General features: G+C 41.5%; 9 protein-coding genes. 4 read left to right on the forward strand and 5 right to left on the reverse strand.

The window, feature by feature from the left end; translation table 11 throughout:
* Nucleotides 1–360: 360 nt before the first annotated feature.
* The 3 genes from F946_RS09250 to F946_RS09260 all read left to right on the forward strand — a co-directional run bounded on the left by F946_RS09250 (nt 361) and on the right by F946_RS09260 (nt 4315).
* Nucleotides 361–1722 (forward strand): MFS transporter, encoded by a 1362-nt coding sequence (locus F946_RS09250; RefSeq protein ID WP_004981520.1) that lies wholly within the window; start codon nt 361–363, stop codon nt 1720–1722.
* Nucleotides 1723–1798: 76 nt separating this feature from the next.
* A complete protein-coding gene (garD, locus tag F946_RS09255) occupies nt 1799–3349 on the forward strand; it encodes a galactarate dehydratase (RefSeq protein ID WP_004981521.1) in 1551 nt (516 codons plus the stop codon).
* A gap of 75 nt (nt 3350–3424) precedes the next feature.
* Complete coding sequence (locus F946_RS09260; protein ID WP_035326922.1) at nt 3425–4315, forward strand: DMT family transporter; 891 nt, start codon at nt 3425–3427, stop codon at nt 4313–4315.
* A 38-nt stretch (nt 4316–4353) separates the two neighbouring features.
* Here F946_RS09260 and F946_RS09265 read toward each other — a convergent pair whose 3' ends face one another.
* The 5 genes from F946_RS09265 to kdpA are packed head-to-tail and all read right to left on the reverse strand — an operon-like array spanning nt 4354 to nt 12107.
* The gene (locus F946_RS09265; RefSeq protein WP_004981526.1) at nt 4354–5064 is read right to left on the reverse strand and encodes a response regulator; all 711 of its coding nucleotides are present in this window, start codon (nt 5062–5064) and stop codon (nt 4354–4356) included.
* A gap of 10 nt (nt 5065–5074) precedes the next feature.
* Nucleotides 5075–7723 (reverse strand): sensor histidine kinase, encoded by a 2649-nt coding sequence (locus tag F946_RS09270; protein WP_004981527.1) that lies wholly within the window; start codon nt 7721–7723, stop codon nt 5075–5077.
* A gap of 12 nt (nt 7724–7735) precedes the next feature.
* On the reverse strand, nt 7736–8371 hold the full coding sequence (gene kdpC / locus F946_RS09275; RefSeq protein ID WP_004981529.1) for a potassium-transporting ATPase subunit KdpC: 636 nt from the start codon (nt 8369–8371) through the stop codon (nt 7736–7738).
* A gap of 9 nt (nt 8372–8380) precedes the next feature.
* Nucleotides 8381–10393, reverse strand: a complete 2013-nt coding sequence (gene kdpB / locus F946_RS09280; protein WP_004981531.1) for a potassium-transporting ATPase subunit KdpB — start codon at nt 10391–10393, stop codon at nt 8381–8383.
* Between the two features lie 16 nt (nt 10394–10409).
* Nucleotides 10410–12107 carry a potassium-transporting ATPase subunit KdpA gene (kdpA, locus tag F946_RS09285; RefSeq protein WP_035326659.1) on the reverse strand — a complete coding sequence of 566 codons (1698 nt, stop codon included), beginning with the start codon at nt 12105–12107 and terminating at the stop codon, nt 10410–10412.
* Between the two features lie 637 nt (nt 12108–12744).
* On the opposite strand from kdpA, the gene F946_RS09290 reads away from it, so the two are divergent.
* Nucleotides 12745–13545, forward strand: a complete 801-nt coding sequence (locus F946_RS09290) for an undecaprenyl-diphosphate phosphatase (RefSeq protein ID WP_004981537.1) — start codon at nt 12745–12747, stop codon at nt 13543–13545.
* Nucleotides 13546–13804: the final 259 nt, after the last annotated feature.

The raw sequence follows: 13804 nt of genomic DNA on the forward strand, positions 1-13804 counted from the left end.
TCTTATACTTTTTCAACTAATTGCTGATTTAGTTCCTCTTTTAAAAAGAATAAAATATGATGTTTTATGCGTATAAATAAGTTTCTCTTAGGCAAACGAGCAAGTCATCATACCTCTTTATTTTTTTAAATTATTAATATTCAATAACTTAATAAAAACCCATTAAAATCCAAAAAAACAAATTGCAAACAATTCAAAAATAATCATAAGATGTCATACATCTTTGAAGAATTGCTTAGAGCATTTGGGAAGAAATAGTGTATTTGCTCATGATGCTAGAGTACCTATTTCGTTAAATAGACATGAAGTCACTCTAATTTGAATGCGCACAAATTAGGTCACGGATAGAAGAGTTTGTGTATGGAAAACTTACAAACGCAAAGCGCCGCTACAGTTGCAACGGCCAAACATACCAAGACCCGCTACTTAATTTTAGCGATGATCTTTATTGTCACCTCACTCAATTATGGTGATCGTGCCACCCTTTCTATGGCTGCTTCACCAATGACACAAGAGTTAGGTATTGACTCTGTGACCATGGGCTATATTTTTTCTGCATTCGCATGGGCCTATGTGATTGGTCAGATTCCTGGAGGCTGGCTACTCGATAAATACGGTGCGCGAAAAGTTTATTTTGCCAGTATTTTTTTATGGTCATTCTTCACGATTTTAATTGGTTTTTCGGATATTTTCGGCAGTACTGGCGCTGTTATTAGTGTCCTGTTTTTATTGCGTTTCCTTGTTGGCTTATCTGAAAGCCCTGCTTTCCCAGGCAATAGCCAAATTGTGGCAGCATGGTTCCCCACCAAAGAACGCGGTACAGCAGCCGCCATCTTTAACTCTGCACAGTATTTTGCAACCGTGATCTTTGCTCCATTTATGGGCTGGTTAGTTGCTCAAGTTCACTGGCAATCTATTTTCTGGATTATGGGTGGCCTTGGTATTGTCGTATCGTTTATTTGGCTAAAAGTGATTTATAGCCCAGTCAACCATCCAAGTATCAATCCATCAGAGCTTGAATACATCAAACAAGGTGGTGGTTTAGTCCTCATGGGGGAAGATAAAAATAATACTCAGCAAAAGAAAAAGACCTCTTTTGCCGATATTAAACAGCTTCTTTCTTCACGCATGTTATTGGGAATTTTCATCGCGCAATATTGTATTAACTGTTTAACCTATTTCTTCTTAACATGGTTCCCTGTGTACTTAGTTAAAGAACGTCATATGACCATTTTACAAGCTGGTTTTGCTGCAGTTGCACCAGCACTCTGTGGTTTTATTGGCGGTATTTTGGGCGGTTTGGTATCAGACCGTCTTATCAAAATGAATCATTCAGTGACTTTCGCACGTAAGTTGCCAATTATTTTAGGTCTGTTCTTATCAACCAGTATTGTGATCTGTAACCATGTGGAATCACATACTGCCATCATCTTCTTTATGTCATTGGCTTTCTTCGGCAAAGGCTTTGGTTCTTTAGGTTGGGCGGTGATGTCGGACGTCGCACCAAAAGAAATGATTGGTCTATCTGGCGGTCTATTCAATACCTTTGGTAATACTGCAGGTATCGTGATTCCAATCGTGATTGGTTACATCATCAGCTCAACAGGTTCATTCAATAATGCTTTAGTCTTTGTGGGTATCCATGCCGTGATTGCACTGCTGTGTTATCTATTCATGGTTGGCAAAATCGAGCGTTTCCAACTGAAAACTACTGCACCTTAATTCATCCGCTTCATGCTTTACCAGAGCTAGCTATCTTCTAGCTAGCTCTGTTTGCCACTAAATACAAGGAACGATCATGCAACAAAGACCACTACTCATCAAAATTAATCCGCAAGACAACGTCGCGATCGTGGTGAACGATGGTGGTCTTGCGCAAGGTACGTATGTTGAAGCACAAGACATCACTTTGGTTGAAGCTGTCCCTCAAGGGCACAAAGTCTTATTAACAACATTGAAAGAAAATGATCCGATTGTACGCTACGGTGAAATTATTGGATATGCAAATAAAGCGTTAAACGCAGGCTCATGGGTCAATGAAGCGGTTACACTAATGCCTGAAGCACCGACCTTAGACTCTTTAGAACTCGCAACTCGTCCTGCCCCAGTACTTGAACCACTCACTGGTTACACTTTTAAAGGTTATAAAAACAAAGATGGTTCTGTTGGAACCAAAAATTTATTGGCAATTACCACCAGCGTGAACTGCGTTGAAGGGATTGTCGATCATGTGGTTAAAATCGTAGAACGTGAATTACTACATAAATACCCAAATGTCGATGGTATTGTCGGACTCAACCACTTATATGGCTGTGGTGTCGCGATTGATGCACCTGCTGCGATTGTGCCGATTCGTACCATTCATAACTTAGCGCTGAATCCAAACTTTGGTGGCGAAGTGATGGTGGTCAGCTTAGGCTGTGAAAAAATGCAACCTGAACGCTTGCTGAATATTCCTGCTGAAAACAAACGTATTCCTGTCGAAGACCAAGATATCATTCAACTGCAAGATGAACGTCATAATGGCTTTCAGAGTATGGTTGACCACATTTTGGCGGTGGCGGAACACCATTTAGAAAAACTCAATCAACGTCAACGTGAAGAAGTGTCTGCATCACATTTGGTGGTGGGCATGCAATGTGGTGGCAGTGATGCCTTTTCAGGTATGACCTCTAACCCTGCTGTAGGCTTTGCTTCTGACCTCATTGTCCGTTGCGGCGGTACAGTGATGTTCTCAGAAGTGACTGAAGTACGTGACGGCATTCATTTATTGACCCCTCGTGCTGAAAATGAGCAAGTTGCAAAAGACCTCATTCGTGAAATGCAATGGTATGATGACTACCTCGCCGCAGGTAAAGTAGACCGCAGTGCCAATACCACCCCAGGTAACAAAAAGGGGGGGTTAAACAATATTGTGGAAAAAGCCATGGGCTCGATTGCTAAGTCTGGCAGCTCCGCAATTGTTGAAGTCTTGGCACCGGGACAAAAACCAACCAAGAAAGGGCTGATTTTTGCTGCAACGCCATCTAGCGACTTTATTTGTGGTACACAACAAATGGCTTCTGGCATTACAGTACAAGTCTTTACCACAGGTCGTGGCACGCCTTACGGTTTAGCCGCAGTTCCTGTGATTAAAATGGCGAGCCGTAACACCATTGCCAACCGTTGGTATGACCTGATTGATATTAGCGCGGGTGATATCGCGATTGGTAAACGCAGCATTGAACAAGTGGGTTGGGAATTATTTGAACTCATTTTGCAAGTTGCAAGCGGTGAAAAGAAAACTTGGTCAGATCACTGGGGAATTCATAATTCACTTGCAGTCTTTAACCCTGCCCCTGTGACCTAAACTTTATAAGGTAGGTAGAGGAATCGGCTGATTCTTCTATTTACCTGTTTATGTACTCGGAAACACAATTTTATGATGCAAAACACATCATCTCCCTCAACGGCTGTGAGTAAAGCACTGCTCTGTTTAATGACTTCAGCCTTACTGTTTTCGATTATGGGCGTGTGCATTCGTTTTGCATCTGAAACGGTAGATAATCCGACAGTGGTCTTTTTTAGGAATGCTGTCGGATTATTTATTTTTATTCCTATGCTGTTTAAGCAGGGTTTAAGTTTTATTAAAACCGATAAATTGTGGATGCATACTTGGCGCAGTGTAGTCGGTTTAGCTGCAATGTATGGTTTTTTCTATGCTATTGCACATCTAAAACTGTCCAATGCGATGGTGTTTAGTTACTCCTCACCGATTTTTATTCCACTGATTGCCTACTTCTTTCTCAAAGAAAAAATAAGCCTTGGCATGATTATCGCGGCAGTTGTCGGTTTAATCGGAGTGCTGTTGGTGGCAAAACCTGATCAAGGGATGTTTAATGCGTTGTCTGTGATTGGTCTAGGTGCTTGTTTCTTATCTGCAATGGCCTTTGTCACTGTACGTGCACTGACCAGTACTGAGCCACCTGAACGGATCGTTTTCTATTTTTGTATTTTTGGCACGCTCATTTCATCTATTCCAATGTTTTGGCACTGGCGTATCTTCACACTCAAAGAATTGGCCTTACTCATTACCGCAGGGCTCTTAGCCAACATCAGCCAGTTGTTTATGTCTTATGCCTATAGTTTAGCCCCTGCTGGGCAAATTGGGCCGATGAATTATATTGCGATTGTATTTGCAGGGATTTGGGGCTTTATTTTTTGGCATGAGATTCCTGATATGTTCAGTATTCTCGGTATATCTATTATCTTAATTGCAATTTTGGCTTGTAATCCTATGATTACGAATAAAATTAGGCATCTTTTGAAACTCTAAGTTAGCCAAAATCGATTATAAAAAAATTGAGCTTTTTACTATGTGCGGTTTGCTGCATCGAAACGTAACCCCACGCCTGCAATGGTAAAAATATATTTTGGAGTGACCGCAGAATCTCCAATTTTGCTGCGGAGTTTTTTCACCAAGATTCGAAGATAATGAGTATCCTCTTCATGACTAATGCCCCATAACTCGGTCATGATTTGTTTTTGTGTGACGATCTTACCTTGATGACGAATCAAGAGTGCTAACAGTTGAAATTCTTTTTTGCTGAGTACAATTTCTTCCTGAGCAAATGTCACCACATGTTCAGCCACATCCACAGATAATTGACCATCATCAAATACAACATTCTGTTCAGACTGTTGTGGTTTATTGCGAAACATCACTCGAATACGAGCGCATAATTCCTGAATGCTAAACGGTTTGGTCACATAGTCGTTTGCGCCTGCATCGAGCAATTTAATTTTTTGATTTTCATCAGGGCGTGCAGATAACACAATCACAGGAATATCTGACCACTGTCTCATCTCGGTCAACACCTGCTGCCCTTCCATATCAGGTAAACCCAAATCTAAAATCAGTAAATCCGCACCTCGTGTTGCCAAAATTTCTAAGCCTTTCATGCCACTTTCAGCAACATGCACCTGATAACCTTGCGCACGTAAAGCAATGTCCAAAAATTTTCGGATTTGAGGCTCATCATCAATAATCAGAATTGATGCATTCGGATGAATTGTTTGCGGCATAAAAATGTTTTTAGTCCTGATGTAACGGTAATCGTATGCGAATTAAGGTGCCTTGACCATCTGTTCTAGCAAAAGCTTCGATACTACCCATATGTGCGCCAATAATTGCTTTGACAATCGCCAACCCTAAACCTGTTCCTGTTTTACCGCGATCGCCACGCTGCATGGTATAGAACATATCAAAAATTTGTTCACGTTCATCTTCGGGAATACCAATCCCTTGATCGGTAATGTCAATTTGTAAGAAGTGTCCCTCTTGCTGAATCTTGATTTCAATTGGAACATTCTCTGGTGAAAACTTGGCGGCATTTTCTAAGACATTAAAAATGGCTTGTTCAATTAAAGCAGGATGCACATACAATTGCGGAAGTTCTTCCGCCAAAGCAATCTCAATTTTCACCTCAGGCTGATAGCGTTTCAGTCGTTGCGTTGCCGAGCCAATCAGTTCATCCACACCGATCCAAGCACGACTCAAAGTCAAACCCTGATGACCTAAACGAGTCATGTCCAACAGGTTTTGAATATAGCGATCCAGTCGTTCGCCCTCGATATGAATGGTGTCTAATAATTCATGGCGATCGCTTTCAGGCATCTGTTCACCATAATATTTGAGCGTATCTGCCGAACCAATCATCGCGGCTAAGGGTGAACGTAAATCATGCGATACCGAAGAAAGTAAAGCAGAGCGGAGCTTTTCCGTTTCAGCCACCACACGAGAATTTTCTAACTGTAACGAGAGTTGAACCCGAGCAACAGTTTGTGCGATATCCTCAATCATCAACTCAGTTAAACGCTGCAATTCAAAGCTAATGGTTTGAGCACTTTGATAAAAGCGAATTGCAATCACGCCATATTCTTTCACTAAATTCAGTGGAATAAACCACCAATCAGAATTGGTCAGCGTATTGGTAAAACGTCCACAGGGTTTCGCATTTTTCTGCGTCCAATCTGCGGCAATTTGATCTTTTTCATTTAAGACAGATGGATCACCTAAAGACTGATTTTCAACTTTTAACCAGACCGTGGCATTTAATGAAGTTTCCAAATGTTGTTTGGCGACATTTAACACCTGTTCAATATCTACACAGGTCGATAGCTTGCGCTCTAATTCTTGTAACTGTAACGACACTGAGTTTGCAGCACGTAGGCTAAGCACCTGAGCGCGTAATTGGTTGGCTAAACGCCCAACCAGTAAGGCTGAGACAATGAACGTGATAATGGTAATCACCCCACGTTCAGCACTAATCATAAAGGTAAAGCGAGGTTCGATAAAAAAGTAGTTGTAGAGTAAAAAACAGACAAATACGCTGATAATTGTAATCAACATGCGGGCACGTATCGCAACCAATAATACAGTCACAATAAAAATCAAAGCTAAATCACTATACCCAATAAAATGATCACTGATTGCTGCCACAATCAGTCCTAGCAATACAATGATAATACTTTCAAACACTTCACGTTGATTAAATACCAAGCCTTGTTCCAGCCAAGATGAATGAGCCACATCTTTCTGCAAACGCTTTTCATTATTTTTGGCTTTCAAAGGCTGAACAAAGGTGATTTCAAAAGGATGCTGTTTCTCTAACAGTTGATCGGCAATATGATCTGAGAATAGGCGCTGCCATAACGATTTTTGAGGGCTTTTGCCGAGTAAAATATTAGATGCACCATAATCATAAGCCGCTTGTAAAATGGTCGATGCAATATGATTGCTATACAGCAAATAGGTATCTGCACCAAGCTTACGTGCTAGATTAAAGGCTTTAGTCACTGCAAAGGCTTGGGTCGTTTCAACCTTACTTTTTTGAATCGAAATGACGCTCCACGTTGCATTGCGCCTTTCCGCAATCCGATGGGCACGGCGTACCAAATCTTCTGAAAACTCAGAACCATCTATCGCCAACATCACATGATTTTGAATCGGAATAATCTGCCCTTGCGCAACAAATTTTTCTCGATAATCAATATCGACCTGCCCTGCAACAGTTTGAATTGCCAGATCACGTAATGCTGTCAAATTTGCAGCTTTAAAAAAACCTTGTAATGCATAGGGGGCAACATCGGCGAAATAAATCTTGCCATGATTCATCCGTTCTAATAATTCAGGAACAGGTAAATCAACCAGTCGAATATCTTTCAAACGTTTAAGTAGTGCATCGGGGACAGTTTCAGTTACCCGAATCCCCGTAATTTGAAAAACCACATCATTGAGGCTTTCCAAATGCTGAATATTTAAGGTGCTATAGACATCAATGCCTGCATCCAACAACTCATTGACATCTTGCCAACGATATTCATGCCGACTATTGGGTACATTGCGATGGGCAAGTTCATCAACAAGCACAATTTGAGGCTTTAATTTAAGAATTTGGTCGAGATCCATCTCGTCCAACATTCGCCCCTGATATTCCACAGGCTTCCTTGGAATAACATTCAGCCCTTGAATCAAACGTTCGGTATCAGATCGACCGTGAGTTTCCACCACGCCGACCACCACATGCTGCCCTTGTTGCATCAATTCATGCGCTCGGGTCAGCATGGCATAGGTTTTCCCTACCCCAGGTGCTGCACCCAAGAAAATGGTCAAACGTCCAGATTGTTCACGTTGACTATGTGCCAACCATGCATCTGCTTTGTTATTACGGTCGATCTGCATAATTACGCTCTATCAACGTGTGGTCGATGACAATTGATCTAAGGCTAAATTTAACTGCAACACATTGACTCGCGCTTGCCCATAGACGCCGAATTGTGCAGGCTGAATTTGTTGTTGTACCAAATCACGCACTCGCTGCTCAGGCAAATGGTGTTGCTGTGCCACGCGTTTCACCTGCAATAATGCACTCTCAGGTGAAATATCAGGATCAATCCCACTGCCGGATGCTGTCACCATCTCATTCGGCACGTGTTGCTCAGTAATATGATTATTCTGGGCAAATTGCACTGTTCGCCCTTTAATTTGTTTTTGTAAATCAGGATTAGAGATTGCCAAATTACTGCCTGCCATGCCATCGACATTGTAACTTACCGCACTTGGTCGTCCATGAAAATATTGTTCACTAACAAAGTTTTGCCCTACCAAACTTGAACCAATAATTTTACCATTCAGTTCAATGACACTACCATTGGCTTGTTTGGGAAAGATCAACTGCGCAATCGAGACACTTGCTGTAGCGTACAACATACCTGCAATCAAAAAACCAACCACAATCAGACCAAGACTCGGACGTAGGACTGAATGTCCTTGACTAGATAATGCCAAGTCCTGTTGATTCAATTGCTCATGACTCAATAAAGTATTCATTTCCAACTCCTAAATCCACAAGGACACAACAAGATCAATCAGCTTGATCACAATAAACGGAAAGATCACCCCACCGGCCCCATAGATCAACATATTACGGCGTAACAATTGCAAAGCACTGACTGGTTTGAATTGCACACCTCTCAATGCCAATGGAATCAGCATCGGGATAATCAAGGCATTAAAGATCAAAGCGGAAATCACCGCACTGCTCGGACTACCCAATTGCAAAATATTCAATACCCCAAGTTGTGGAATCGCCACGGCGAATAATGCAGGTAAAATCACAAAGTACTTTGACACGTCATTTGCCAACGAAAAAGTGGTTAAAGCCCCACGGGTTATCAATTGCTGCTTGCCAATTTCCACTACATCTAGCAATTTGGTTGGATCTGAATCCAAGTCCACCATATTGCCTGCTTCCTTGGCTGCTTGCGTACCCGAATTCATGGCTAAACCAATATCAGCTTGAGCCAAAGCTGGCGCATCATTGGTTCCGTCCCCCACCATTGCCACCAATTTTCCTGCTGCTTGCTCATTACGAATACACGCCAATTTGTCCTCAGGTCTCGCTTCCGCAATATAGTCATCCACCCCTGCTTCGGCAGCAATCGCAGCCGCAGTCAATGGATTGTCTCCCGTGACCATAATAGTTTTTATGCCCATCTCACGTAGCAGCGCAAAGCGTTCTTTAATGCCTTGCTTGATCACATCTGAGAGTTCAATCACACCTAAAATATTGTGATCCAAAGCCACCACAAGTGGTGTTGCACCTTTAGAAGCCACTTGCTCTACACGGGTTTTAAGCTCAATGTTGTCTTTGATTTCTTGATGGGTAAATTTAAGAATGGCATCGACAGCACCTTTACGAATCGTTTGTCCCGTAGCCAAGTCCACACCCGATAAACGTGTTGAGGCACTAAATTGAATGAACTCAGCATCTTTCGGTTCTTGGATGCTTTCACCTAACTCTTTCCCAAGACTGATGATCGACTTCCCTTCAGGCGTCGGATCAGCAAAAGAAGTGAGCATTGCCGCTTGGCGTAACTCACTTGGGGTCACACCTGCCAATGGATAAAAAGCAGTGGCTTGGCGATCTCCATAGGTGATCGTGCCTGTTTTATCCAAGAGCAACACATCAATATCACCCGCAACTTCAACCGCTTTCCCTGATTTTGCTAAGACATTGGCTTTTAAAGCGCGGTTCATCCCTGCGATACCGATTGCAGGCAGCAAGCCGCCAATCGTAGTTGGAATCAAACACACCAATAGGGCAATCAGCAAGACCATACTGATTTTGATCCCGACCATTGAACCAATAACAGGTAAAGTCAGCACCACCACAATAAAGGTGATAGTCATGATATTCAGCAAGATACTGAGTGCAACCTCATTCGGTGTCTTTTGACGGTTGGCACCTTCCACCAAGGCAATCATACGGTCTAGGAAACTATGCCCTGCTTCATTACTGACTCGAATAATAATTTCATCGGACAAAACCTTAGTGCCGCCAATCACACCTGAACGGTCGGTATTGGCTTCACGCAGTACGGGTGCAGATTCACCTGTAACGGCTGATTCATTGATGGTCGCAAAACCCTGAATAATTTCACCATCCGCTGGAACAATTTCACCTGCTTTGACGATGACTAAATCATCCTTTTTGAGTAGGTTTGCAGAAATCACTGTCGGGATGGCATTTAAATCGAGAATACGATTTGCAGTTAAATTTTCACGCGCCTGACGTAAAGATGCTGCTTGCCCACGTCCTTTGGCTTCTGCCACCGCCTCGGCATAATTGGCAAATAAGACCGTGACCAATAAAATCAAGCTTAGGACTAAACCAAAACCTAAACTGGCATTTCCCATCAAAGTGGCAACAAGGGTTAAAACTGTTCCCACCCACACACATGCCATCACTGGATTTTTAAACGCGTGTTGAGGCAGCAATTTATGGAAAGTTTGCTGAATAATTTCTTTATTCAAGATATCCATCTGTTGTGTCGCATTTGAATGTTTCATTGTGCTTGCTCCACGCTTAAACTTTTATCGATAAATAGTCAGCAATTGGCCCAATCACCAACACGGGCATGAATTGCAATAAGGTGAGAATCAACACGATTCCGATTAAGGTCAGTGCAAATGTCGGTGACTCAATATGTAAAGAACCTTTGCTTTCGGCTGCTTGCGGTTTGGTTGCTAAACTGACTGCAATTAAGACTGGAATGATCAACACGCTATAACGCCCTGCCAGTAAAGCGACACTGGCACTCAGATTCCACCATAACGTGTTATCGCCTAAGCCTTCAAAACCCGAACCATTGTTGGCATAAGCAGAGACATACTCATAAAACACTTGGCTAATACCGTGAAAATCTGGATTAGAATTTCCTGTCATCGATGGGAATGCAATTGCAATCGCAGTCAGACCAAGAATCACCACAGGTTGTAAAAGAATCACCAGCGCTAATAACTTAATTTCAGTGACTTCAACTTTTCGCCCAAATAATTCAGGGGTACGCCCTGTCATCAAACCTGCGATAAATACCGCTAAAAACAGATAAATGAAGAACTGTAATAAACCACACCCTATGCCGCCCCAAATGGCATTGATCAACATATTGCACAGTTCAACCAATCCCGTTAGGGGTGAGGCAGAGTCATGCATCATATTCACAGAGCCGTTATTCACTTGTGTGGTCAAACTTCCCCACAATGCCGATGCTTCAGCACCGAAACGCATTTCCTTCCCTTCCATCAAAGCAGTATTTGGAGTGAGCGAAGATTTTTCAGCCCACAGGGTCAATAGCGTTGAAGAAAGTGACATTAACAACATGCTGCCAAAAATCATCCACATCAGTTTTTTACGTTGAATAAAACGCCCAACCATAAACACCGCAGAAAGTGGAATCAGTAAAATCGCAATCATCTCAATCACATTGGACAATGGTGTTGGATTTTCTAAAGGCACAGTGCTGTTGGGGCCATACCAGCCACCCCCATTACTGCCCAGTTGTTTAATTGCCACCATCGGTGCAACAGGGCCCAGTGGAATATGTTGAGTTTTGACTTCTGTGCTTTGCTCTAAAACTTGCGCTGTTGGCCCCGCAGATAAGGTTGCTGGCACACCTTGAAAAGTGAGCAGTAAAGAAAAAATAAATCCCAAAGGAATGAAAAATCGAAATAGTGGTCGAATGATATCCATCCAATAATTACCCAGATTAATGCGATTCCATTTGTTTTGATCTAGGTCTTGTTGTTGAGCTGATTGTAAAAATAATGCTCTTAACATGGCAACCAATAAGGCAAGCCCCATGATTGGAGAAAAATATTGCAATCCCACAATCACGGTCATTTGCGATAGATAAGACAGTTGAGCCTGTCCAGAATAGTGTTGTTGGTTGGTATTGGTCAGGAATGAAATGGTGGTATGTAAAGCCAAGTCCCAATTCATATTCGGAATATGATCAGGATTCAATGGTAACCATGCCTGTGTCATTAAAATAGTGACACTCGCCCCAAGCAGTAAAACATTACTCAGAACAAAGGCACCCAAATATTGTCGCCAGTTCATCCCGCTGCGCTTGACACCGAGCACAGCATAAATCGGTTGCTCAATCCACTTAAAGAAGCTGTCACTTTTCATTGGTTTGGTTTGTATCACATCCGCAAGATAGTGTCCTAGCGGATAGGCCAACAGCAATGAAAATACAAATACAGTAATAAATTCCCACATAGCAAAAGCCATTTAAAATAGGTCAGCGTAAGTATGGAAATTGAGGGCGTAAATTCTCTATATTCAAAAATGCGGATGGCGTAAACTTTGCGTAAATTATTCTATTTAAAATTAAATAAGCATCTTTTTCTTCTTCTTATTTCAACTTCTCTAATTCCGATGACAACTCAGTCAAAAAAAGTGAAACAATGATTGGCTTGCTCTTTAGATAACTGAACTTTTGATCACGTGCTCTTTAAACAGCATCAGTTAGATCTAGAAATTGTTGGGCTCATTTCGATTTCCATGCAATTTTTTTCATCTAAGCAAAGAATAATCCAAGGTATACACAAGAGTGATGACAAAAAATTCAAAACCATTCATTTAGAGCGTTGAATAGGATTACAGCGTTTTTATCGCTGAATAGAATATGATTTTAGAATATTTTCGTTTGGATGCACCATTCTACGGTCTTCATCATTTTCTTCATTCAAAAAACATCCGCCACGACCGTAAATACACATACAGCACATGAATACTCGATCCATCCCAAGACCTATGACATAAAAAAAACTAAAAAACTTTCTCCTCCCCATTTCAAAGTTGCACGAAATACCTTAAAACAGATTCCAATTTTTAATTATTAACTTTTTTATTTATGCACAACTTGGAATTACTTAAAGCCTTATTCTTAGGGCTTATCGAAGGATTAACGGAGTTTCTACCGATTTCCAGTACAGGGCATTTGATTCTTTTTGGTCATCTCATTGATTTCCAATCCGATGCGGGACGTGCATTTGAAGTTGTAATTCAGCTCGGTGCTATTTTGGCTGTTTGCTGGTTATACCGACACAAAATTATTGAACTGGTTCGTGGCTTTTTTTCTGGCGACCAACACGCGCGACGTTTTGCCATCAATGTCATTTTGGCCTTCATTCCTGCAGTGGTCATTGGGGTGCTAGCGGTTGATTTTATTAAACAAGTACTATTTAGCCCGCTGGTAGTGGCATGTGCACTGATTATCGGGGGATTGATTATTTTTGCAGTAGAAGCTCGAAAAATTGAGCCTAAAACTATTGAAGCAACGGATATTACCATCAAACAGGCCATTATCGTTGGCTTTGCACAATGCGTCGCAATGATTCCAGGCACTTCGCGTTCAGGTGCAACCATCATTGGGGGTATGTTATCGGGGCTTTCTCGTAAAGCAGCAACGGAATTTTCTTTCTTTCTAGCCATGCCGACTATGCTCGGTGCAGCCACCTATGACCTAATTCGCAATGCAAGTGTACTAACCTCGGATAATTTACTGAATATTTCTGTTGGCTTTGTCGCAGCCTTTATTGCGGCATTAATTGTTGTAAAAACTTTAGTGAAATTTGTAGAAAAACATACGTTAAGAGTGTTTGCTTGGTATCGCGTCGTTTTAGGTGTGATTTTATTAATTGTATTCTTATAATTGAAAAATTCAAATGAGTAAGACTTTGTTTAAAATGGAGTCTTATTCAAAAAATCATTTTTCTCAGTCTTTTAAGCCTTTCTGCTCCAAACTATACTAGACACCATATTTAAAATTTTAATATGTCATACTTCATTACCACTTCTTCAAGCATTATCAGAGTTTTTGGGACGATATTTACGGATGCTATTGACCTATCCCTCATTGAATAAATTTAGCTATTAGGAATCTTAAACAGAATTAATACCAATCTTTCCCT

Origin of the sequence: Acinetobacter johnsonii ANC 3681 (genome assembly GCF_000368805.1) — a bacterium.
GTDB classification, from domain to species: domain Bacteria; phylum Pseudomonadota; class Gammaproteobacteria; order Pseudomonadales; family Moraxellaceae; genus Acinetobacter; species Acinetobacter johnsonii.

What these genes read in the sequence shown, in the direction of transcription:
- F946_RS09250 (WP_004981520.1), top strand. Translation starts at nt 361, where the DNA reads ATGGAAAACTTACAAACGCAAAGCGCCGCTACAGTTGCAACGGCCAAA.
- garD (WP_004981521.1), top strand. Translation starts at nt 1,799, where the DNA reads ATGCAACAAAGACCACTACTCATCAAAATTAATCCGCAAGACAACGTC.
- F946_RS09260 (WP_035326922.1), top strand. Translation starts at nt 3,425, where the DNA reads ATGCAAAACACATCATCTCCCTCAACGGCTGTGAGTAAAGCACTGCTC.
- F946_RS09265 (WP_004981526.1), bottom strand. Translation starts at nt 5,064, where the DNA reads ATGCCGCAAACAATTCATCCGAATGCATCAATTCTGATTATTGATGAT.
- F946_RS09270 (WP_004981527.1), bottom strand. Translation starts at nt 7,723, where the DNA reads ATGCAGATCGACCGTAATAACAAAGCAGATGCATGGTTGGCACATAGT.
- kdpC (WP_004981529.1), bottom strand. Translation starts at nt 8,371, where the DNA reads ATGAATACTTTATTGAGTCATGAGCAATTGAATCAACAGGACTTGGCA.
- kdpB (WP_004981531.1), bottom strand. Translation starts at nt 10,393, where the DNA reads ATGAAACATTCAAATGCGACACAACAGATGGATATCTTGAATAAAGAA.
- kdpA (WP_035326659.1), bottom strand. Translation starts at nt 12,107, where the DNA reads ATGTGGGAATTTATTACTGTATTTGTATTTTCATTGCTGTTGGCCTAT.
- F946_RS09290 (WP_004981537.1), top strand. Translation starts at nt 12,745, where the DNA reads ATGCACAACTTGGAATTACTTAAAGCCTTATTCTTAGGGCTTATCGAA.